The 21103-nt window shown below is 57.0% G+C and carries 19 protein-coding genes and 1 pseudogene; 10 read left to right on the top strand and 10 right to left on the bottom strand.

Annotated features, from left to right (window positions below):
• Nucleotides 1-11 precede the first annotated feature (11 nt).
• The 3 genes from nirB to BM029_RS05930 all read right to left on the bottom strand — a co-directional run bounded on the left by nirB (nt 12) and on the right by BM029_RS05930 (nt 4885).
• Nucleotides 12-2591: a nitrite reductase large subunit NirB gene (gene nirB, locus BM029_RS05940; RefSeq protein WP_092433537.1), complete on the bottom strand. Its 2580-nt coding sequence runs from the start codon at nt 2589-2591 to the stop codon at nt 12-14.
• 11 nt (nt 2592-2602) lie between these two features.
• A complete protein-coding gene (locus BM029_RS05935; RefSeq protein ID WP_092433535.1) occupies nt 2603-3928 on the bottom strand; it encodes an MFS transporter in 1326 nt (441 codons plus the stop codon).
• Nucleotides 3929-4240: 312 nt separating this feature from the next.
• The gene (locus BM029_RS05930; RefSeq protein ID WP_092433533.1) at nt 4241-4885 is read right to left on the bottom strand and encodes a LysE family translocator; all 645 of its coding nucleotides are present in this window, start codon (nt 4883-4885) and stop codon (nt 4241-4243) included.
• Between the two features lie 122 nt (nt 4886-5007).
• Here BM029_RS05930 and BM029_RS05925 point away from each other — a divergent pair, with 122 nt between their 5' ends.
• Together BM029_RS05925 and BM029_RS05920 are read left to right on the top strand one after the other, a co-directional pair.
• Complete coding sequence (locus BM029_RS05925; protein ID WP_092433531.1) at nt 5008-5958, top strand: helix-turn-helix transcriptional regulator; 951 nt, start codon at nt 5008-5010, stop codon at nt 5956-5958.
• 235 nt (nt 5959-6193) lie between these two features.
• Nucleotides 6194-6643, top strand: a complete 450-nt coding sequence (locus BM029_RS05920) for a ProQ/FINO family protein (RefSeq protein ID WP_170850999.1) — start codon at nt 6194-6196, stop codon at nt 6641-6643.
• 126 nt (nt 6644-6769) lie between these two features.
• Here the strand turns inward: BM029_RS05920 and BM029_RS05915 are convergent.
• From BM029_RS05915 to BM029_RS05905, 3 genes and pseudogenes are all read right to left on the bottom strand, one after another.
• Nucleotides 6770-7201, bottom strand: a pseudogene (locus tag BM029_RS05915) (transposase); the annotation flags it as partial.
• A 140-nt stretch (nt 7202-7341) separates the two neighbouring features.
• On the bottom strand, nt 7342-7881 hold the full coding sequence (locus BM029_RS05910; RefSeq protein WP_092433525.1) for an isochorismatase family protein: 540 nt from the start codon (nt 7879-7881) through the stop codon (nt 7342-7344).
• A gap of 149 nt (nt 7882-8030) precedes the next feature.
• Complete coding sequence (locus BM029_RS05905) at nt 8031-8639, bottom strand: NAD(P)-dependent oxidoreductase (RefSeq protein ID WP_092433524.1); 609 nt, start codon at nt 8637-8639, stop codon at nt 8031-8033.
• Nucleotides 8640-8739: 100 nt separating this feature from the next.
• Here BM029_RS05905 and BM029_RS05900 point away from each other — a divergent pair, with 100 nt between their 5' ends.
• Nucleotides 8740-9165: a winged helix-turn-helix transcriptional regulator gene (locus BM029_RS05900; RefSeq protein ID WP_211482445.1), complete on the top strand. Its 426-nt coding sequence runs from the start codon at nt 8740-8742 to the stop codon at nt 9163-9165.
• Nucleotides 9166-9208: 43 nt separating this feature from the next.
• Here the strand turns inward: BM029_RS05900 and cqsA are convergent, their stop codons facing one another.
• On the bottom strand, nt 9209-10453 hold the full coding sequence (gene cqsA / locus BM029_RS05895) for an alpha-hydroxyketone-type quorum-sensing autoinducer synthase (RefSeq protein WP_092433521.1): 1245 nt from the start codon (nt 10451-10453) through the stop codon (nt 9209-9211).
• A gap of 161 nt (nt 10454-10614) precedes the next feature.
• On the opposite strand from cqsA, the gene BM029_RS05890 reads away from it, so the two are divergent.
• The 3 genes from BM029_RS05890 to BM029_RS05880 all read left to right on the top strand — a co-directional run bounded on the left by BM029_RS05890 (nt 10615) and on the right by BM029_RS05880 (nt 13766).
• Nucleotides 10615-11934, top strand: a complete 1320-nt coding sequence (locus BM029_RS05890) for a sensor histidine kinase (RefSeq protein ID WP_092433520.1) — start codon at nt 10615-10617, stop codon at nt 11932-11934.
• A gap of 65 nt (nt 11935-11999) precedes the next feature.
• Nucleotides 12000-13013 (top strand): response regulator, encoded by a 1014-nt coding sequence (locus BM029_RS05885; protein WP_092433518.1) that lies wholly within the window; start codon nt 12000-12002, stop codon nt 13011-13013.
• Nucleotides 13014-13028: 15 nt separating this feature from the next.
• Complete coding sequence (locus BM029_RS05880) at nt 13029-13766, top strand: LuxR family transcriptional regulator (RefSeq protein ID WP_092433516.1); 738 nt, start codon at nt 13029-13031, stop codon at nt 13764-13766.
• A 48-nt stretch (nt 13767-13814) separates the two neighbouring features.
• Here BM029_RS05880 and BM029_RS05875 read toward each other — a convergent pair whose 3' ends face one another.
• Together BM029_RS05875 and BM029_RS05870 are read right to left on the bottom strand one after the other, a co-directional pair.
• A complete protein-coding gene (locus BM029_RS05875) occupies nt 13815-14069 on the bottom strand; it encodes a hypothetical protein (RefSeq protein ID WP_092433514.1) in 255 nt (84 codons plus the stop codon).
• Between the two features lie 180 nt (nt 14070-14249).
• Complete coding sequence (locus BM029_RS05870; protein WP_092433513.1) at nt 14250-14666, bottom strand: MarR family winged helix-turn-helix transcriptional regulator; 417 nt, start codon at nt 14664-14666, stop codon at nt 14250-14252.
• Between the two features lie 164 nt (nt 14667-14830).
• Here BM029_RS05870 and BM029_RS05865 point away from each other — a divergent pair, with 164 nt between their 5' ends.
• The 3 genes from BM029_RS05865 (at nt 14831) to BM029_RS05855 (ending at nt 17256) form a co-directional block, all read left to right on the top strand.
• Nucleotides 14831-15403 (top strand): TetR/AcrR family transcriptional regulator, encoded by a 573-nt coding sequence (locus BM029_RS05865; RefSeq protein WP_092433511.1) that lies wholly within the window; start codon nt 14831-14833, stop codon nt 15401-15403.
• A 148-nt stretch (nt 15404-15551) separates the two neighbouring features.
• Complete coding sequence (locus BM029_RS05860) at nt 15552-16190, top strand: glutathione S-transferase family protein (protein WP_092433510.1); 639 nt, start codon at nt 15552-15554, stop codon at nt 16188-16190.
• Nucleotides 16191-16257: 67 nt separating this feature from the next.
• Entirely contained in the window at nt 16258-17256 is a 999-nt protein-coding gene (locus BM029_RS05855) for a pyridoxamine 5'-phosphate oxidase family protein (protein WP_092433509.1), read from the top strand.
• An 89-nt stretch (nt 17257-17345) separates the two neighbouring features.
• On the opposite strand, the gene acpA is transcribed toward BM029_RS05855, so the two are convergent.
• The gene (gene acpA, locus BM029_RS05850) at nt 17346-19487 is read right to left on the bottom strand and encodes an acid phosphatase (protein WP_092433508.1); all 2142 of its coding nucleotides are present in this window, start codon (nt 19485-19487) and stop codon (nt 17346-17348) included.
• A gap of 185 nt (nt 19488-19672) precedes the next feature.
• Between acpA and BM029_RS05845 the strand changes: the two genes are divergently transcribed.
• Complete coding sequence (locus BM029_RS05845) at nt 19673-20959, top strand: cytochrome-c peroxidase (protein ID WP_092433506.1); 1287 nt, start codon at nt 19673-19675, stop codon at nt 20957-20959.
• Nucleotides 20960-21103: the final 144 nt, after the last annotated feature.

Below are 21103 nucleotides of genomic sequence, written 5' to 3'. Positions count from 1 at the left end.
CCTTAGTTCGATTAGGCGGTTTCAACAACAATCGGGATATTGATACGCTTGCGTTCTACGATCGTGGCCGGACGAATCTGGCCGCGCTCTTCCATGAACACCACGTTGCTGTCGGCCTGGTCGCTGTTGACAAAATGCTGGAAGCGCTTGCGCGTTTCGGCATCGGTCACTGCGTGCTTCCATTCGCATTCGTAGGTATCGACCACGTGCTGCATGTCGGCTTCCAGTTCTGCCGCGATGTTCAGCTTGTCGTCCACCACCACCTGCTTCAGGTAATCGAGGCCGCCTTCCAGGTTGTCGCGCCAGACACTGGTGCGTTGCAGGCGATCCGCGGTGCGGATGTAGAACATCAGGAAGCGGTCGATGGTCTTGATCAAGGTTGCTTTATCGAGATCGGACACCAGCAGTTCGGCGTGACGTGGCTTCATGCCGCCGTTGCCGCAAACGTACAGGTTCCAGCCTTTTTCGGTGGCGATGATGCCGACATCCTTACCCTGCGCTTCGGCACATTCGCGAGTGCAGCCGGAGACGCCGAACTTGATCTTGTGCGGCGCCCGCAAACCCTTGTAGCGGTTTTCCAGTTCGATTGCCAGGCCGACGCTGTCGTCGACGCCGTAGCGGCACCAGGTCGAACCGACACAGGATTTGACGGTGCGCAGGGATTTTCCGTAGGCGTGGCCGGATTCAAACCCGGCTGCGATCAGTTCTTCCCAGATCAGCGGCAACTGTTCGACGCGAGCGCCAAACAAGTCGACTCGCTGGCCGCCGGTGATCTTGGTATACAAGCCGTATTTCTTGGCAACCTGGCCGACTGCAATCAAGCCGTCCGGCGTGACTTCACCGCCGGCCATGCGCGGCACCACTGAATAGGTGCCGTCTTTCTGGATATTGCCAAGAAAGTAGTCGTTGGAATCCTGCAGGCTGGCATGTTCTTTCTTCAGCACGAAATCATTCCAGCAAGAAGCCAGGATGCTGGCCGCCACCGGTTTGCAGATATCGCAACCGAGACCCTTGCCATGCTGTTCCAGCAAGGCGCCGAAAGTCTTGATCTTGCCGACTTTCACCAGATGGAACAACTCCTGCCGCGAGTAAGGAAAATGTTCGCAGACATGGTTGTTGACAGCCATGCCTTGCTTCTTCATCTCTGCCTTCATGATCTGCGTCACCAGCGCCACGCAGCCACCGCACGAGGTTCCGGCCTTGGTGCACGTTTTCAGAGCGCCGATGCTGGTGGCGCCGCCGCTCACTGCCGCACACAGATCACCTTTCGACACGTTATTGCATGAGCATATCTGCGCCGTCTCCGGCAAGGCGTCGACCCCAAGTCCTACCCGAGCCTGGCCATCGGCCTGCGGCAAAATCAGGAATTCAGGCGATGCCGGCAATTCAATACGGTTGAGCATCATCTGCAACAGCGTGCCGTATTCGCTGGCGTCGCCCACCATCACGCCACCCAGCAGATATTTGCCGCATTCCGACACCACGATTTTCTTGTAGATCTGTTTGCGCTCGTCGGTGAACTGATAGGAGCGGCTGCCGGCTTCCTTGCCGTGCGGGTCGCCGATGCTGGCGACGTCGACACCCATCAGCTTGAGCTTGGTGCTCATGTCGGCGCCGTTGAATTCCGGAGTAGCTACGCTGATATCGGTGGCGCTAGCAGCAGCTTCAGCCAGCATATGTTTAGCGGCGATTCGCGCCATGTCATAGCCCGGCGCAACCAGGCCGAATATCTTGCCGTTCCACAGAGCGCATTCGCCGATCGCATAAATGTCCGGATCGGAGCTGCGGCAGCTATTGTCGATCACGATGCCGCCGCGGTCGCCGACCTTGAGTCCGCTGTCACGCGCCAGTTCGTCGCGCGGACGAATACCGGCCGAGAACACGATCATGTCGGTATCGAGATGGCTGCCATCGTCGAAATTCATGCGATGCGTGCCGGTTTTTCCGTCGACAATTTCGAGTGTGTTTTTTTGGGTATGCGCGGTGACGCCCAGCTCTTCAATTTTCTGGCGCAGGACGCGGCCGCCGCTTTCATCTACCTGCACCGCCATCAGACGAGGTGCGAATTCGACCACATGGGTTTCCAGCTTCATGTCACGCAACGCCTTGGCACATTCCAGTCCCAGCAAGCCGCCGCCGATCACCACACCGCTGCGAGACCGTTTGCCACACTCCAGCATCGCTTCCAGATCTTCGATGGTCCGATAGACGAAACAATCCTTGCGCTGGTTACCGGCCAGTGTCGGCACAAACGGATAGGAGCCGGTAGCGATCACCAGTTTGTCGTAAGGCAGTGTTTCGATCGCGCCGTTGATATTGAACGTAACAGTCTTGGCCTCGCTATCGATCAACTGCGCCTTGGCGTTCAGCTTCAGTTCGATATGATGGTTGCCTTCGAAAAAGCCGGGCGCCACCAGCGACAAGTCTTGCGCCGACTTGCCGGCAAAGAATTCCGACAGATGGACACGATCGTAAGCCGGACGCGGTTCTTCGCACAGCACTGTGACTTCGACGCCTGGTGTGCCGGCATCCGTCAGGCATTCCAGGAATTTGTGGCCGACCATACCGTGACCGATAACGATGATTTTCATGGTGTCTTCCTTTAAACGCTCAGGCTTCTGGAAGCCAATGCACTGTTGTGCAATTCTTGTTCCTGCGCCTTGTGCTCCGGACTGAAGCGTACGGCGATGGCGCACAATGCCGAGATCGATACCAGCACGCCGAGCATGGTCAGCGTCTGTTGGGTATCGCCCAGGCCTTTCATCAGGAAACCGGCCGCCACCGCACCGACATTGCCGCCGGCGCCGATGATGCCGGCCACGCCGCCGAGCGACTTGCGATCGATGAATGGCACCAGCGCATAAGTCGCGCCGCAAGCCATGTGGGTGAACAAGCCGAACGTCAGCATCGCCACCACTGCCAGCGCAACACTGCCCGCATGGGCAAACCACAACAAACCCAATCCCTCACCCAACATCAACACAAACAGCAGGGCTGCGCGGCTATCCAGGTTGCCGCGCAATGCCGCCTTGTCTGACAGCCAGCCGCCCAGCGCACGCGCAAACAAGGCGAGCAGACCGAAACTGGCGGCTGCCATGCCGGCACCCTTTAGCGACAAACCAAAGTGATCGACGTAATAAATGGCGGCGATGTTGTGAATGAAAATCTCGACACCGAAACAGGCACCGTAAGTAACGAACAACAGCCACACCCGGTAGTTGGCGCTGGCGGCGCGAAAACTGGCCCAGCCACCCTTTTTGCCACCCTCTATCGCCACGCCGCGGGCGCGCAAATCTGCGTAATTGCCTTGCGGGCAATCTTGCGTATAACGCCAGTACAGCGCCGCCATGATCAGCATGAAAACGCCCGGCACCAGCAAGGCCAGACGCCAGCCCATGGTCTCGTTGACACCCAGCATCAGCAGTGCTGCCACCAGCAACGGCATCAAGGCTTGCGCCGCGCCGCCGCCGGAATTGCCCCAGCCGGCCGAAGCGGCATTGGCGGTACCGACCACGTTGGAGGCGAACATGACCGAGGTGTGATATTGCGTGATGACAAAACTGGCGCCGACCGCACCGATACACAGGCGGAAGAACAGGAAACTCTCATAACTCTGCACCATGGCCACGCCGAACACCGGCAACGCACCAATCAGCAACAGCCCGGTATAGGTCTTGCGCGGGCCGTAACGGTCGCACAGCGGGCCGACCAGCAAGCGCACCAGTATCGTCACCGCCACTGCGGCGATATTGATATTGGCGATTTGCGCCATACTCAATCCGAGTTGCCCCTTGATCAGTGGCATCAGCGGCGCGCAGGCGAACCACGCGAAGAAACAGACGAAGAACGCCATCCAGGTCAGATGAAAGGCGCGCATCTGCGGTGTACGCAGGCTGAAGAGTTGGATACTGGTCGCTTTGTTTGCCATTTTTTGTCTCTTTAAAAAACAAAAAGGCGTCCTCTCGACCCAACCACAAAGTGATCGAGCCAAGAGGACGCCGTTGTCCAACAGATCCATCGTTGGACCTGCGTCAGAAAGGGTAGGATCTTCGTTGATCCTGTGACCTGATCTAATGCAAGCGTCGTGCCACCAATCTAAGCAATTGATTTAAAACGATTTATTTACTTTCCTGGCAAAGAGAAAGAGTATCGGCCGCGCCTTTGCAGCGCATCGCACAGAATTCTTGCGTGAAAATGGTGCGCTGCAATCTATTTCGGTGCATCTGTCAGCCGGCGTTATCTAGATCGCCTGCCAACCCTCGAATCCGGTGAATATGCCGGCAGCAATCAAAAGCCCGCCTACCACGCGGGCGGTAATGAGGCTGCCGCGCGGGTTGGCATCGAACCAATTGCGGGTGCGGCTGGACAAAATGGCAATGACTCCGTACACGCCAGCCTGGGTAAGCGCGGTGATGATCCACAATACCAATGCCTGGCTCCAGATCGGGCCGGCATCGATTTTCAGGAATTGCGGGAAGATCGCCAGCATGAAGACGTAGGCTTTCGGGTTGAGCAAACTGGTCAGCATGCCTTGGTAAAAGGTGGTTGCCGGCGCCTTGGCTGCCGTCTGCTCCGAGGTCGACGCAAAGTGGAAGCCGCTCTCGCTGCGCAACAGCGACCAGCCGATCCAGGCGATGTAAGCGGCGCCAGCCAGCAATACGAGATTGAACAAGCTAGGCCAAAGTTTAAGCACTACCGCCAAACCCAGCGCGCCCATGGTCATGTGGCAGACACCACCGGCGACAATCCCGGCCACCGCCGCCAGACCTGAGCGTCGCCCACCGACCAAGGCACTCGCCAGGACGAAAGCCATATCCAGCCCTGGCAGGATGATGACGCCGAATACGATCATGAAATATAGCCAGAGATTGACGGATTGGTTCATTGGAAAGACTCCTTGTTCGCAATTGGATTCGTTTTGGATTTGTTTGCATTTTTGGTGCTGGAATCGAAGATAAAGTGTATATAGGACATAATTAGTCCTATATATAAAATATCCTGCGAAGCATGTATCACCCGACTACACGCGTGCTGGCAGTGCTGGAACTGCTGCAAACCCATGGCCGTATGAGCGGGGCTGAGATGGCGTCGCGTCTTGAGATCGACGGCCGCACGCTGCGCCGCTATATAGTGACCCTGGAGGAAATGGGGATTCCGATCACCACCGATCGCGGACGCCACGGCGGTTATGCATTGATCGCCGGCTTCAAGCTGCCGCCGATGATGTTCACCGATGACGAAGCGCTGGCTTTATCGATCGGCTTGCTGGCGGCGCGCAGCCTGGGCTTGGCGGAGGCAGCGCCCGCAGTGGCGAGCGCCCAGGCCAAGCTGGAGCGGATCATGCCGGCGAATCTGAAACGTCGCGTCAGTGCCGTCGACGAAACAGTCAAACTCGATCTGTCGCAGGCAGTCTCGCCTGCAGACAACGCTGCGTTGGTGGCTCTCAGCGCGGCGGCGCAAAACAGGCAGCGGGTGCATCTTCACTACCGCAGCGCCAGCGGCGACGACAGCGAGCGTGATTTCGACGCCTACGGCCTGGCCTATCGCGGTGGGCGCTGGTATGTGGTTGGCATGTGTCATTTGCGCAAGGATCTGCGCTCATTCCGGCTGGACCGTATCGGCCAGGTGCAATTACTGGAAACAAGCTTCACGCGTCCGGTCGATTTCGACGCCCTGACCCACCTGGCGCTTGCGGTAGCCTCCATACCGCGTGCGTTTGCGATCGAAGTGCTGTTGAAAACAGATCTCAAATCGGCACGTGAACAGTTGTTCGACGCTATCGGTATCTTTGCCCAAACTGAAGACGGCGTGCTGGTCCACAGTCAAGCGGATGACCTTGACTGGTTTGCCCGGGAGTTGGCGCGGATGCCTTTCGCATTTGAAATACGTCATCCGCCGGAGCTGCGCGATGCGGTCAAGGTCTGCGCACAGAGGTTGTTGGCGCAAATCGAAAAATAGCGGAAAAATAACACCGGCCAGTGATGTCATGTCAATACCGACAGTACTGACAGTATGTTGGCCAGTTGGTCCGTAAAGGTGCATGCGACGGCTATTCGCGGCGCCAAGGTTCTCCACAGAACAACAACTTCAAGAGAAAACCCCGCTTCATGCCGGAAAACATGACCGTTAGCAAGAGCTTGGGCGCATCCACGTGATATCCTAGGCGATCTAAAACACACCGCTTTTGTTGTCAATGAATACACCTGTTGTTGCATCCACTCCCAACCCTGTTCAAACTGCACGCGTTCTGCTCAAGGAACTCCAGGAAAAATACACGGTATTTCGCGATTACCTGCCGCTTGCCATTGGCATCGACAAGCAACTTATCGCCCTGTCTCCCGAAATCAACCGCAAGACCTTGCGCATCGCATTGGGCATGCATACCAACTCGCTGCGCTATCTCAAAGGGATGGAAAAAGCGACTCACAGGTTTGACCTTGAAGGCAACAGCGCGGATGAAGTGACGGAAGTCCACCGCACCCATGCTACCGAAACGCTGCGCGAACGCTTCAAGAAAAACGCCGAACAGCGCAAGGCCCAGCGTGCCGCCGAAGCAGCGCAAGAAGCTGCCGAAAAAGCCGCGCGCCAGCACACCGAGAAGCTCAATCAGCTTACGGCAAAGTTCTCGCGCAATCGCAGTTGATACACTTAACACGCAATTAACACACAATTAAAACGCGATTAAGTTAAGTGGCACAGCTGACTCAGCTGTGCCCAACCGGAAAATCACCTCGCCGCCTGCGGCATTCAGCCGCGAGCGGTAGCAGGCTCATTTGCCGGTCAGCAGCCATATCCAGTTGGAACTGGCGTTCGCTATCGTATTTTCCTCTTTTTTAGATGATGCATTGGGCTGCGCCTTGCCGCCCAGCTTCGCGCTGTAGGCAATCCTGTTGCTTTTGTTTGCCAGTCGGCGCGTCGCACGCCGGGTGTATTCATCGCCAAACGCAACAATCGGATTCAGAATTTTTTGCAACTCGCTGTCATCGCTCAGGTGATTCGCCAGCTGCCGCCAGATGTCGGCCTGGTTCCAGCGCATGAAACGCACGTAGGAATTCTGCCATCGGCCGAATTCCGGCGGCAACGCCGACCACTTGGATCGGGTTGCCACAATCCAGAGAATCGCTTGCAGGAACAGGCGATTGTCGCGGCCGGTAGCGCCAGGATCAGCTTCACTCCCTAACAACAACGGTTTCAATTTTTGCCAATGCTCTTCGAAGGTTCATATCGCGCTTTGATGATGGTTATCAAACTGTTCACGCTATTTTTGATCATTTCGAGTAAAAAATACATAAGGGATGGCTGAATCGTGCTGGTGCGAATGATTGTGCGAACAGCGCCGGATTATTTGATCAGCTTCAGTATTTCGCGAAATTTTGGATGATTACTGTCGCCCATCCATTCGAACATCAGCATTTCGCTGCTGACGATTTCAGCGCCGGCGTTGCGGGCACGATCTATCGCGGCGATCTTGTCGCTGCTCCGGCGCGAGCCTGTTGCGTCGCTTACCAGTTTGACCCGCCGCTGCCTGTGCAGCAAACCCAGCACCGTTTGCAAAACACAGACATGGGCTTCACAGCCAAGCACGATCAAATCGTCCCTGCCGTTGATCAAAACCTCCATGAAATCGGCCTGAGCGCATGCGTCGAAACTGGATTTTTCTATGGTTCGATCCAGCAGCGGATGAATCGGGACAACGGTAGGTCCCAGCCGTAACGGCTGTTGTGCAGTGCCGATCACGGGGATGCCTAACAATCTCGCTGCCTGCGCCAATATCACTGCACGCTGCAGGACTTGTGCGCCGTCGAGAATTACCGGCATCAGTTTTTCCTGCAGGTCGACAATGATCAGCGTTGCGCGCGAGGCGTCGCTTAGATAGGTCATATCTTGGTATGGGTATGTTATTTGCTGAATGATTTCGGCATCTCTGATTTTATACCACGCCCGGCTTGCACCATGAGCCGGAACACCGTGCTACGGCTAGTCCGTAGCACGGTTGACGCCTGGGGCTGATGCCGAAGGCTGACGCCGAGTTAATAAGCCACAGTGAAACGCTGGCGCAGATGCTTGGGCTGTTCGATTTCGTCCAGCATAGCGATCGCATAATCCTCCATCGAAATCTGGCTTTGCCCTTTCTCATCCGTCAGCAGCTGATCCTTGCCAATCCGGAATTTACCAGTGCGCTCGCCCGGCGCGAACATGGCCGGCGGCGACAGGAATGTCCAATCCACAGCGGTTTCCGCCCGCAGATCATCCAGGAATTGTTTGCCCGGCACTGCTTCCACCTTGTACTCGGCAGGGAAATCCGGGCTATCCAGCACAATGACGCCAGGCGCTACTTCCAGACTGGCGGCGCCGCCGACCACCAGCAGACGCTTGACTCCGGCACTCTTGACCGCTTGCAGCAAAGGCGCCGCTTTCAACACCCGAAACTGCGCCGCGCTGACCACTGCATCGTGACCGCGAATCAGGGCTGCCAGTTGCTCGGGCTGGGTGGCGTCGCCTTGACGCAGATCGACACCGGCTGGCGCGGCCTGAGATGTAGAGCGGGCAATCCCTGTCACACTATGGCCGCGCCGCAGCGCTTCGGCGGCAATACGGGAGCCGGCGCGGCCGGTAACGCCGATGATGGCAATCTTCATGATGAATTTCCTTTCGGTGAGGGCCAAAGCAAACGGCCGGGGTAGTTATTTAAAGTAACCAGTATAATTATTTCAAACTTATGCGCAAGAAGGCACTTTGATGAACGATAGGAACATGCGGGTAACCGCCATTCAGCCGATTTCCGTTGTAACCCGCGGCAAGGGGCGTCCCAGCGCCCGCGAAGACTTGCCCTGCCCGATCCGCGATGTGCTGGACCGCATCGGCGATGCCTGGAGCGTGCTGGTCATCACCACGCTAGAACCCGGCCCTAGCCGTTTCAACCAGCTACGGCGTCAGGTTGAAGGTATCTCGCAACGCATGCTGACGGTGACTCTGCGCCATCTGGAACGCGACGGGTTGGTGTCGCGCACCGTGATTCCGAGCACGCCGCCGCAGGTTGAGTATGCCCTGACCGCGACCGGACGCTCGCTGTGCTCACCGCTCAAGGTGCTGGCCGAATGGGCTGGCAGCCATCAATCGGTGATCCGCGGCGCGCGTCGACAGTACGATATTGCAGACAACTGAAACTTTCCCGAAGACAGACGGCCTTCGGGAAAGACCGCAAAAATCAACCGAAAGCTACCGCCCGGCGACGGCTTGACGACCAGTCGGCCAGACCTACTTTGTCGCGGATGGCAGCGCATCCCCGCAAGATCTGCTGGATTTCTACCTCCGTCAGGCCGGAGTTGAGCGTCAGCCTGACACATGAACGGTTTTTAGGGGTCGCCGGAGCACAAAAAACCGCACCGAAAATGCCCTCCTCCTCCAATGCTTTACGCAAGATCTGCGTCTTCGGCTCCGTTCCGGCTTCCAACGCAATGATTTGCTCGGTGCCGTCGCTGACGTTGTAGCCCAATGCCCCTAAGCCATCGCGAATGCGCCGTGCATTGCGGTGCAGTGCAAGGCGCCGGTCATCTGCCTTCCGTATGAATGCCAGCGCAGCGTCGAACCAGGCAAGTTCGTGCCGCAGCATGCAGGAACTGAAAATCGCGGGGCGAGAGGTGGACAAGAAATACCCTTTGAATTTACTCGAACAGGTAATGAATCCGGCGCGCCCGCCAAACGCCTTGGCCAGCGATGCAGTACGAAAATGGACGCGGTCCGACAAGCCCATCTGCATGACCAGACCGGCGCCTTCCGGTCCATGCGTGCCGAGCGAATGCGATTCGTCCACCACCAGGATGCTGCCGCTGTCTTCGGCGATGGCCAGTACTTCGAGCAGCGGGCATACGCTGCCGCTCACGCTGTAGACCGAGTCGACCACGATGACGCCGGCTCCGTGTTTGAGTACTTGCCGCCGCAGGTGCTCAACCTCGTTATGCAAGAATGGCACCGGTCGGGCCTGCGCCGCTTGCACACCCTCCCACAAAGAAGCGTGTGCCTGCATGTCCAGATAAACCGGCACGCCTGGACCGGCAATGGTTTGCAACAGGCCGACATTGGCACTCCAGCCGGATTGCGTGATCAAGCCGTCTTCCGCGCCCATGAAACCTGCCAGCTTTTTTTCCAGGCGCGGCTGACTGCTGCCTTCCCGTATGAATACCGTCGACATCAGCAGGTCTGCCTCGCCGCTCATGAGGCACGCTGCCTGGGCGTTGATCAACTGCGGTTCTGCAGCGATGCACAGATAATCGTTGCTGGATAAATAAATCGCATTCGGCCCAGGCGAACTCCAGTGAAGTAAATGTTCGCCACCCCACAGTTTTTCCATCCGCTCTATGTAATACTCATCTAGCCGGGCAGATACAAAAGCCGGCAAGCGTTGCTCCGCTGTCAAGACTAGTGGTTCGTGGTAGCTTTCTGTTAATGGCATGGTTTTCTCCCTGTACTTTAGTATGAAATACCAAACAGAGCCGCCATGTCCCTGTCTGGAACGTGGAATCAGTTTATGCAGTCGGCGTTGAAGATCTGCGGCTGATCTTCGCCTCATAATATTGTTATATGAAAATCCGATAGGCCAAATATTTGATTCCCATGACTGAAAACAACAGCAGCTGGAAAAACCCGCCCTGGCGCGCTTGGGAGCGTGCGGCTAACCGTTGGTGGCAAAGTATCAACACCCAATTTAACGACATGACCAATCGCGTGGCTTTCCTCGCGTGGGTTGCGGTCTTTGGCATGCCGTTGTTCTACGTGGTCTGGACCTACTGGTTTCCGCAGCCGTATGAAAGCCTTAGTTTGCGCCTGTTTTGCGTTGTCCTCTGCGCACCGATTATTTTTACTCGCCACCTGCCCCACAGAAAGTGGCTGGCAGCTTATTTTTTTGTTTGCCTGACTTACGGACTGCCGTTTTTTTTCACCTTCATGTTCCTCATGAATGACGGCTCGTCGGTCTGGGCCCAGTCATTGCTGATCGCCCTGATCCTCCTGTTTCACTTCGACACTACCCTGGCTTTGCTAGCCTATGTCATAGGAACCGCGCTGGCCTATCTGGCTTATGATGCGGTCCACGGCAAGATCATGCCGTTAACCTATCAAGTGCTGGAGCAATTGCCGATCCAACTTTTTGCGGTCTTTACCGTATCGCTGGCCAAGGTCGGCAGAAAAGTCCTGGCGCAGGAAAAATTGGCAGGCATGGCGACCGCGTTGTCGACCGTGTCGCATGAACTGCGTACGCCCTTGCGTAGCATCAACGCCAATGCGCGTGGCTTGAATCGTCTGTTGCAAGAAAGTACAGACCGCACATCTCCAAACCAGATCCCGATGGAAAAGGCGCTGGCGCGGATCGAACTTGAAGTGCGGCACATGAATAATGTGATCGACCTTTTCCTGTTGAGCGCCTCTACCGGCAGGGAGAACCTGATACCGAAAGACATCGTGTCGATGGCGGCGGTAGTAGAGCTGATGATGCAACGCTACCCGTTCGTCAACCAGGAACAACGCGATCTCGTCGCCATCACGGTCCGCTCCGATTTTCGTTTGCTGGGGCAAGGCGAGTTGTGCTCGATGGTTCTGATCAATTTGCTGCGCAACGCGCTAACCTCGATCCAACGCGTCGGCAAAGGCCGGGTACGGATCATACTGGACGGCGCCCGGGCCCGGCCCCGGTTGTTGTTCATCGATACTGGCTGCGGTATCGAGGCAGGCCGCGCATCACAGATTTTCGAGCGCTTTTACGCTTACCCGGAATCCAGCGGTACCGGCATCGGACTGGCTTTTTGCAAAGACGTATTGGAAGCTTGGGGCGCCCATATCCGTGTGGTGTCACGGCCGCTTGGCTACTCTATTTTTGTGCTGGATTTTCCGCCTATAGTGCAACAAAAAGCAGCAGACATGCGCTCTCTGTTAAATTAACACTCTTTCCGTGTCTTTCTATACTGAGCGCTTTACACCGCTCCTTGCGCCTGCAGCGCCTCAATATGAATATTTCATTACCTGTTTATCAACATCCGACCCTGACTATCCTGATCGACGATAGCCAGAGTTTCTTGGACAGCCTAGCTTTCCAGCTGCCGCCGAACATGGTGCGCAAAGTGTTTCACGATACGCAGCTCGCCCTCGAGTGGTTGCGCGACGCCTATCGGCATTCGCCCAGCAAGAGCCAGTCGATCCGGGTCAACTATGATGAACAGTCATTTTCGTTCGACCGGCGCACGGTGGCAGTCGATATCGATCAGATTTACCGGCAGTCCATGAACCGCCGGCGTTTCTTGTTACCGTCGGTGCTGGTAATCGACTACGCGATGCCGCAAATGAACGGCCTGGCATTTTGCGAGGCGGTGCGCGACCTGCCGTGCAAGAAAATCCTGTTTACCGGCCAGGCCGACGAAAAGATCGCCATCGATGCCTTCAATCGCGGGCTGATCGATCGGTTCATTAAAAAGAGCGACCACGACGCGCTGGATCATCTGGAGTTGGAGATTCATAGCCTCCAGAAAGAATTCTTCCACTCCCGGTCACTGACCTTGAAAGATCTGCTGTCGCGCCATTCATATACCTTCCTGTCGGATCCGGCGATGGCGGCGCTGGTCGAGCAGTTATGCAAACGGCATGGCTTTGTCGAGTACTACCTGTTCCCTAACCCGACCGGCATCCTGTTCTTCGATATGCGGGGCAAGGCCACGCTGATGGTAGTGGAAACCGAAGCCAGCCTGATGTCGCAGCTGGAAGTAGCGCAGGATTACGCAGCGCCGCTGGAATTGCTGACTGGTTTGCGCGAAATGCGCCTGGTGCCGTTCTTTTCCGACAGCGACGGTATGTATACCGACGCCATACGCCATGATTGGCTATCATACTGTCTGCCGGCCCAGATTTGTTTCGGCGTCCAAGAGTACTATTGGGCCCTGTTCGATTTTCCTAAACATTATTCACGTGAACCTTTTTATTCATTGGCAGATTTTTTACGCGACCAATCTGCCGATATAAAATCATAAAGCTCGAAAAAATCCATGTTGCGAAGCGAAGCCGCTCCTAGAATATCCACTCCCGGCCTGCTGCAAATTGTTCAGGCATCCGATTGGGACCAGTTGCGCGTATGCGTGCAACGTCAGCTGGCACAACTCGGGATTTGCGATTTCATGTTGCAGACGGAGATCGCTAGTGTCAGCGGCGCTTCACAGATGCAGCTGTTCGGCAGTTTGCCCGATGCCGTGCTGCAGCAGTTCAGCCTGCCGGCCGAAGACGCGACGGATCCGGTCCGGCAGCATCTTGCGCGCTCCTCCCTGCCGCTGAACTGGCAGGTCGAACAATTGTGCTTGCTGCATGGCGGCCAGATCTACCCTTTGTTGAAAACCATGGGTGTGACGCAGGGCATGAGCCTGGCAATTCACAGCAAACATGCGATAAGCCGCCTCGATTTCTATAGCAATACGGCGCGCCCGGAGGCACCGTCGACCAGTATCCAGGCCGATGCTCTTCTGCTCGGCGTTTATTTGCAGGAAGCGGCTGAATTCTTGTGGCGTAAGACAGCGCCGGATCAGGGCCCGGTGCTTTCAGTGCGCGAACTCGAATGCCTGCGCTGGAGCGCCGACGGCAAGACCAGCTCCGAAATCGGGCTGATCCTGGGCATATCCCAACGTACGGTGTATTTCCACATGAAGAATGTGGCGATGAAACTGGGTGTCTACAGCACCCGCCATGCCATTAGCAGAGCGGTCATGATGGGTATCATCAAACCCGATAGCTGAGCGCGACAGATCGGCCGAGCTATCAGAGCCTGTCGACACATGCTTCTACTAAGGCGTCATTCCATAGCACGATGAAACCGCCGCCACCAATTCGGATTGATGGCTGACGTCGCGCGTCAATTGCTGCGTCGTGATGCCGTAGTCCGCCGCATGTGCCGCGAGGCAGGTATCGGGGGTGTCTGGCGGATTTGATTCGGCGTAGATGTACGCGCTGATTCCTAGCGCCGCAGCTGCAATGGCAAACACGATCAGTGCGGTGCGACGCCCTGTAGTTTTCTGCAAATCCTGTGAAATTGCTGGCATAAAGTTTCCTTGTGAAAAGAAGTTAGCTAAACAACCAATTGGTAAGAATCAGGGCGAACTGATCTTGCAGGGTGGACACATTGCCCACGCGTGAACTCACTCCATGTACGTGCCGGGTTCTGCGCCGCGCAGGTGCGTACTCCGGTTATCACGGTAACGCGCTCTCAAGCTACACGGCAGTTAGCCGATGCTTTCCCTGACACCGCGCAAGGCGCTGATCGATTCATCAAAGTGGTCGCCACCGATCTGCCCGCGCAAGCGCCGGTCCAGTTCGGCACTGACGGCGTTGATCGGCCCATCCAGCTCCAGCGCCGCAGCGGTCGGGAAGATATTCCATTCACGGCCGTCCGCGGCAGAGGGCCGACGTTCGATCAGTTTTTTAGTATCCAGTGCATCCAGCAGGCGCGTAGCAGTTGGCCGCGCGATACCGAAGATGGCCGCCAGTTCGCTATTGAGCAGGCCGGGTTGTCTTAGCACTGCGCGCAAAACGAAGCCCTGCGGCGCAGTCAGGTCAAACGGCTGGTACGCGGCGTTCCACTCGCGCTCCACGATACGCGCCAGTGCGGTGGTGTTGAAATAAAGGCAGTGATCGAACATGGTTTTATTCTATGCAAATATAATTAGCTAAGCAACTATTATCGCATGCGCGTCGGCGGCGAGATACGAATCGGTGAATTTGCGCGCCGGGTCCTTGCTGTTTTACTATTCGGCTACTACATTGATAGCAACGAACATTCGGTACAACCATCCGGACCAAAAACATGCCCGTAGCCACCCTTACCCGCGACGAAGTCGTCGAACGCATCCTGGCCGCCTTTCGCCGCTATGGCTATGAGGGCAGCAGCCTGTCGCGCTTGTCGGAAGCCACTGGCCTGGGCCGTTCCAGCCTCTATCATTATTTTCCAAACGGCAAGGAAGATATGGCGAGCGCCGCGATGGGCGCGGTCGGGACCTGGTTTACGCATCATGTGCTATCGACACTGAACAGCCACGAGACCTCTGCCATCCGCTTGCAGCGTTTCGCCGGCAAGCTGACGGAGTATTATGCTAACGGCATGGCGCCTTGCCTGATGGATGTGTTCACCATCGGCGAAGCCGGCTCGCTGTTCCAGCAGCACCTGGGCGGCCGCATGCGGGCGCTGATGGCCTTGCTGGCGGCGGTGGCTGAAGAGGCCGGCATCGATAAGGTAGAGGCCGCGGTGAGGGCGGAGAATGCCGTGGTGGCGATCCAGGGATCGCTGATCGTGTCGCGCGCTCTGGATAGCAACGGCCCATTCTTGCGGATGATAGAAAACTTCCCTGCCATCCTGCTTGGCCCTCAGCCAGCGGAGTAATTGTTCTGAATTTCCTGGTTTACTTGACAGGGTAAGTTTGCTTTTGTATTGTACCGATTGTTCGGTACAAAGATAACCAGTTTCTTCATGCATCGTTTTCGGTGCATCTTATTCAAGCAATAGGTTCACGCCAACCAGGAGATCCAACATGTCCGTCGCCCGTCCAGCCCAACCGATCCGTCTCTACCGTGCCGCATTGTCCGGCCATTCCCACAGGGTGCAGCTGTTCCTTTCTTTACTGGACTTGCCGTTTGAAATGATCGATATCGACCTGCGCGCAGGCGAACACAAAAAACCTGGATTCCTGGCCAAAAACCCGTTCGGCCAGGTGCCGGTGATTGAAGATGGCGAAGTGACGCTCGCCGATTCGACTGCAATCCTGGTTTATTTGGCAGGCAAGTATGGCGACGCCGGCTGGCTGCCGCGCGATCCCTTGGGAGCGGCTACCGTGCAACGCGTTCTATCGCTTGCATCCGGTGAAATCTACAGGGGTCCGGCCAGCGCTCGTCTGATCACATTGTTCGGAGTACCGCTGGACCATGATGCGGCCTGCGCCACCGCCAGGCAGTTGCTCGCGATCCTGGAACAGCACTTGGCCAGCCATGAGTTCCTGGCCAGCCCACAGGTGACCATCGCCGATGTCGCGGCTTACAGCTATATAGCGCATGCTCCGGAAGGCGGCGTGGCGCTGGATGGCTATCCCAATATCCGTGCATGGCTAGGCCGGATTGAAGCGTTGCCTGGCTTTGTCGCCATGCAGGCTACCCGGCCGCCGCTGGCGGCCTGAGACCGTGCGCTCTGATCCACGTGCTGATCAGAGCGCGTCACTGAAGACGTGCGCAAGGAGGTGAACTATGTCCCACCCTGAAATGGCCGCCACCGAAGATACCGCTTTCCACAGCGGCGAACGTGCAGTGCAGCAGCGCGTCGGCGTGCTGGAAAAGATGGCGGCTCGCAGCCAGGTAATCCGCAGCTTCATGCCGGACCAGCATCGTGAATTCTTTCAGCAGTTGCCATTCCTGATCGTCGGCAGTATCGATGAGCAGCAGCAGCCGTGGGCGTCGGTAGTGATCGGCGCACCCGGTTTCGCGACCTCGCCGGACCCGGAACATCTGGCGATTCATGCGCAGGTTTTGCCCGCCGATCCGTTGCAGTTGAACCTGGTCGATAATGCCACGCTCGGCTTGCTGGGAATCGAACCGAATACGCGCCGCCGCAATCGCATGAACGGCAAAGTTGAGAGGTTGAGTGCGGCAGGATGGACGGTGAAGGTAGATCAAAGCTTCGGCAATTGTCCGAAATATATCCAGGCGCGCCGGCCCGGCTTGATCGAGAACGTCAACGCAACCGCAGCTACCCCGGTGGTGCATCGCGCACAGCAACTCGACACTGCGATGCAAGCGCTAATTACTACCGCAGACACCTTCTTCATTGCCACGGCGTATCTGGGTAAGTCCGCAGGTGAATCAACAACCGCTTCCGGGAGCGCCGATCGGCGGCATGGCGTTGACGTTTCACACCGGGGCGGCAAACCCGGCTTTGTCCGCATCGATGACGCCAGGACGCTGACAGTGCCCGATTTCGTCGGCAATTTTTTCTTCAACACCATCGGCAACCTGGTCGAGCATCCACGCGCCGGCCTGCTGTTTATCGATTTCATCAGCGGCGACCTGTTATATCTGGCGGTCACTGCCGAGCTGATCTGGGATGGCGCTGAAGTAGCGGCCTTCAAAGGCGCCGAGCGTTTGTTGCGCTTTCATGTGGAGCGCGCCATAAGGGTTGAAGCGTCCTTGCCGTTGCGCTGGAGCGAGGCGGAAATGTCGCCGGCGCTCGCACCGATGGGGTCTTGGTAAACATCTAAAAACCATGTAAAAAGCCGGCTGCCTTTTCCAAGGCAGCCGGCTTTCTTCGTTGCGGGCAGATTACGCGAATTACTTCTGAATTACTCCTGAGGTACCGGCGTCAATGCCCCGGTCAAATCACCCATAGGCTTGCCGCCGTTCGCCACCAGTGCTTTGTCGCGCGCGGTGATGCCTGGCAGTACAGGCAACGCATAGCGATTGGTGATGAAACGCAGGATGGAAGCGGTATCGTACTGAGTGTGATCGACGAACCCTTTCTTCGCATACGGCGAGACCAGGATAGTCGGCAAGCGTGTGCCCGGGCCCCAACGGTCGCCCTTCGGCGGCGCCACGTGATCCCAGAAGCCGCCGTTTTCATCGTAAGTCACAACGATCAGCATGTGCTTCCATTGCGGGCTGGCTTGCAGCTTGGTGATCACATCGGCGATATGGGCATCGCCGTCGGCGACGTTGGCATAACCGGCATGCTGGTTCAAGTTACCTTGCGGTTTGTAGAACGCCACTGCAGGCAACTTGCCGGCTGCTGCATCCTGCAAGAACGAGGCGTCGAAATCCTTCAGGTGGCTGGCACGTTCGGTAGCACCGGTCGCAGTCGTCGGATCGAAGCGGCTATAGTAGTTGAACGGCTGGTGATGCGGCTGGAACTGGATCTTGCCGCCATAGATGACGCTACGGGTGGCATTCGGTGCATCAGCCAGTGCGGCATTCCAGGCGCCGGCATACCACGCCCAGTCGATACCCTTGATTGTCAGCTGATCGCCGATGGTGGTCTGGGTCTGGGTTGGCAGGGTAGTGGCCTTGCTTGGATCGGCATACGCTGCCACGGTGGCAGCGTTATTGCCGCTAGGCTGATACGGTGGCTGCATGGTGTTGACCGCGTAGAACATGCCTGAGGAATCTTTCGGCGTGATGGTGCTGTCCTTGAGGTACACCGCTGCGCCGTTCAACACCGAAGTCGGATTGCCGGTCCCTGGGGTCAGGCCGACCAGGTTGCCGCTGGCGTCAAGATTGACGGCCGAGATGTTGTTCTTCGCAGGCGAAGTAGCGGCATCGGCGTTCGGATAAGTCGGGGCGCAGGCGCAGATCAGGTATTGATGCGTGAGGAACGAGCCGCCGAAGGTGCCCATGAAAAAATTATCGGCCAGCGTGTATTGCTTGGCGATGTTCCACAGCTTCATCTTGCTGCCGTCGTAATAGCCCATGCTGAGGCCGCCGGCATCGGAGTAAGCGGTGAATTTATCATTCTTGCCGCCGTTGATCTGCATCTGGTTATTGTAGAAACGGTGCACCAGATCGCGGGTAATCACTGCCGACGACATGTAGATCGGGCTGTTGACATCATCGATCTGGAACGGCTTGTTCGGCAGATTCGCCGATTGCGCCTGGGTGATGACTGTGCTTTGGCCGGCCAGGGTCATGCCGCCCCATGTCGGTGGCAAGACAGGCAGGGTGCTGCCATCGAAGTCTTTTTGCGGAATGTAGCTGGAAGTAGAAGTCGGATTGACGCCGGGAATGCCGTTAGCACCGGGGTACAGGCCGTACAGATTATCAAAGCCGCGGTTTTCAGCAAAGATCACCACCACGTTCTGGATGTTGTTCATTGCCAGCGCGCCGCCCAAAGCCTGGCCCAGGTCAACGCTACCGCCTTGCGTGATCGCAGCTGCAATGGCGGCATTGATGGCCGCAGCCTCAGCTTTCAGAGCGGCCTGGTCATTGCCAGCCAGCTTGTTGATATCGGCCAGCAGGTTGGCTTCTGCGGTGCCGATCTTGGCGGCCAGCTTCTTGCTGGCATCGGCGAAATCGCCACCGTTGGCGTCCATCGCCGCGGCCAGCTCAGTCGAGATCGCACTGACAAATGCGCTGCGTCCGGCAGGTGCACGGAACACCAGCTTTTGCGTTACGGGGCTGCCTTTGTCACCCAGCACTTCATGGCGTGTAACACTGGTGTCGATAGTCGCCACCACTGCGCCCTGGCCTTTAAGTGAATACGAACCGTCGGCTGCAGTCTTGACCACCGGCGAGGTGACATCGCATGTGGCTTTTTTGATCTTGTCTTCAAAACACACTTGGGCGTTTTCATAATAACTACCGGTCACCTGGCCGCTCGTGACCGCGCCGCCGTCACCGACCGAGCCGCCACCGCCGCCGCCGCACGCACTCAAGCCTGCCGACAACGTTACCGTCGCTACCGTTACCGGCAGCCATTTCATGGTCCGCTTCATAAGCCCTCCCTGGGCGATAAAAAGCGCAATCCTATGCCTTGAATATTTCAGCTGTATGAAATTTGCCGTTCGTCATCATTTATTTTTTACAAGAGAATGCGTCATCGTTCTGTCATAGAACGCTGCTAGTCTTGCCTCCCATTCGACGCAGCACCTCGCTCGTCACCCGGGACCCCGCCATTTCTATGAAACCTGCTGTCATTGCACTCCTCAGCGCCATCACCGCGCTTACCGCGCTTTTCCTGAACGGTTGCGGCCAGCAGCGGGCCGAAGCCGAAGTGGCGACGCCCGCCAAATCGACAATCCCGGCAACCCCGGCCTACCTCGGCGCGACCTACGCACCGACGCTTAAAAAGCAGCCAACGGTCGCCGCCATGACTGCGCTGGGCCGCACCATGTTTTCCGATCCGTCGCTTTCGGCCTCAGGCAAGATGTCTTGCGCCACCTGCCATAGCCCAGAGCATGCGTTCGGACCGCCGAATAACCTGGCGGTACAACTCGGCGGCAAGGAAATGAAAACGCTGGGCACGCGCGCGGTGCCTTCATTGCGCTACATACAGAATGTGCCGGCCTTCACCGAGCATTTTTTCGATGACGACGGCGACGACAGCATCGACGCCGGCCCCACCGGCGGCCACAACTGGGACGGCCGCGCGCCTTCCACCCACGATCAGGCGCGGATTCCGCTGTTGTCGATGCACGAGATGGGCAATGCAAATGCGGCCGAGGTAGTGGCAAAGCTGAAAAAGGCCAGTTATGCAACGCAGTTCCGCGCAACCTTCGGTGAAGATATCTTCGACAATCAGGAGCAAGCCTTCAAATGGGCGCTGATGGCGCTCGAAGTATTCCAGGAAAGTCCGGCCGAGTTTTATCCCTACAACAGTAAGTACGACGCCTTCCTGCGCCAGCAAACCCAACTCAGTAAACAGGAACTGAACGGTTTGCGCCTGTTCAACGATCCTGCCAAAGGCAATTGCGCCTCATGTCATATCAGCGAAATCACGGCTAGCGGAGCATTTCCGCAATTTACCGACTACGGCCTGATCGCCATCGGCGTGCCGCGCAACCCGCATATCCCCGCCAACGCTGATCCGAAGTATTTCGATATGGGCCTGTGCGGCCCCGATCGCACCGACCTCAAGGACAAGACAGAGTATTGCGGCATGTTCAAGACACCGTCCTTGCGCAACGTCGCTACGCGCCAGGTGTTTTTCCATAACGGTGCATTCACCAGTCTGGAGCAGGTGATGAAATTCTACGTGCAGCGCGATACCCAGCCGCAGAAATGGTATCCGCGCGATAAGGATGGCACGGTGCGCAAATATGACGACCTGCCCAGGGAATATCGTGGCAACGTCAATGTCGAAGCGCCGTTCGACCGCAAACCCGGCGACCGGCCGGCGTTGACGGATGGTGAAATCAAGGATGTCATCGCCTTCCTGAAAACGCTGAACGATGGATATCAACCTTAAATGTTGGAATAAAATGCAGGAATCGCAGGGTGGGCATTCAGTTGCGGATCGACGACATAGTGATGTGGGGTCAAAGTCAACTTTCGCAGGCCTTATCGCGAAACTTGACTCTGCCCCCACATCACGGGTTCGGAGAACGGCCGT

Origin of the sequence: Collimonas sp. OK607 (assembly GCF_900111995.1) — a bacterium.
In the GTDB taxonomy this organism is placed as follows: Bacteria; Pseudomonadota; Gammaproteobacteria; order Burkholderiales; family Burkholderiaceae_D; genus Collimonas.
The sequence above is the reverse complement of the archived record's forward strand: the minus strand, read 5'-3'. Positions and strand labels throughout refer to the sequence as shown.

Bases quoted from the DNA above. Each gene is read 5' to 3' on its own strand.
- nirB (WP_092433537.1), bottom strand. From the start codon at position 2,591: ATGAAAATCATCGTTATCGGTCACGGTATGGTCGGCCACAAATTCCTG.
- BM029_RS05935 (WP_092433535.1), bottom strand. From the start codon at position 3,928: ATGGCAAACAAAGCGACCAGTATCCAACTCTTCAGCCTGCGTACACCG.
- BM029_RS05930 (WP_092433533.1), bottom strand. From the start codon at position 4,885: ATGAACCAATCCGTCAATCTCTGGCTATATTTCATGATCGTATTCGGC.
- BM029_RS05925 (WP_092433531.1), top strand. From the start codon at position 5,008: ATGTATCACCCGACTACACGCGTGCTGGCAGTGCTGGAACTGCTGCAA.
- BM029_RS05920 (WP_170850999.1), top strand. From the start codon at position 6,194: ATGAATACACCTGTTGTTGCATCCACTCCCAACCCTGTTCAAACTGCA.
- BM029_RS05910 (WP_092433525.1), bottom strand. From the start codon at position 7,881: ATGACCTATCTAAGCGACGCCTCGCGCGCAACGCTGATCATTGTCGAC.
- BM029_RS05905 (WP_092433524.1), bottom strand. From the start codon at position 8,639: ATGAAGATTGCCATCATCGGCGTTACCGGCCGCGCCGGCTCCCGTATT.
- BM029_RS05900 (WP_211482445.1), top strand. From the start codon at position 8,740: ATGAACGATAGGAACATGCGGGTAACCGCCATTCAGCCGATTTCCGTT.
- cqsA (WP_092433521.1), bottom strand. From the start codon at position 10,453: ATGCCATTAACAGAAAGCTACCACGAACCACTAGTCTTGACAGCGGAG.
- BM029_RS05890 (WP_092433520.1), top strand. From the start codon at position 10,615: ATGACTGAAAACAACAGCAGCTGGAAAAACCCGCCCTGGCGCGCTTGG.
- BM029_RS05885 (WP_092433518.1), top strand. From the start codon at position 12,000: ATGAATATTTCATTACCTGTTTATCAACATCCGACCCTGACTATCCTG.
- BM029_RS05880 (WP_092433516.1), top strand. From the start codon at position 13,029: ATGTTGCGAAGCGAAGCCGCTCCTAGAATATCCACTCCCGGCCTGCTG.
- BM029_RS05875 (WP_092433514.1), bottom strand. From the start codon at position 14,069: ATGCCAGCAATTTCACAGGATTTGCAGAAAACTACAGGGCGTCGCACC.
- BM029_RS05870 (WP_092433513.1), bottom strand. From the start codon at position 14,666: ATGTTCGATCACTGCCTTTATTTCAACACCACCGCACTGGCGCGTATC.
- BM029_RS05865 (WP_092433511.1), top strand. From the start codon at position 14,831: ATGCCCGTAGCCACCCTTACCCGCGACGAAGTCGTCGAACGCATCCTG.
- BM029_RS05860 (WP_092433510.1), top strand. From the start codon at position 15,552: ATGTCCGTCGCCCGTCCAGCCCAACCGATCCGTCTCTACCGTGCCGCA.
- BM029_RS05855 (WP_092433509.1), top strand. From the start codon at position 16,258: ATGTCCCACCCTGAAATGGCCGCCACCGAAGATACCGCTTTCCACAGC.
- acpA (WP_092433508.1), bottom strand. From the start codon at position 19,487: ATGAAGCGGACCATGAAATGGCTGCCGGTAACGGTAGCGACGGTAACG.
- BM029_RS05845 (WP_092433506.1), top strand. From the start codon at position 19,673: ATGAAACCTGCTGTCATTGCACTCCTCAGCGCCATCACCGCGCTTACC.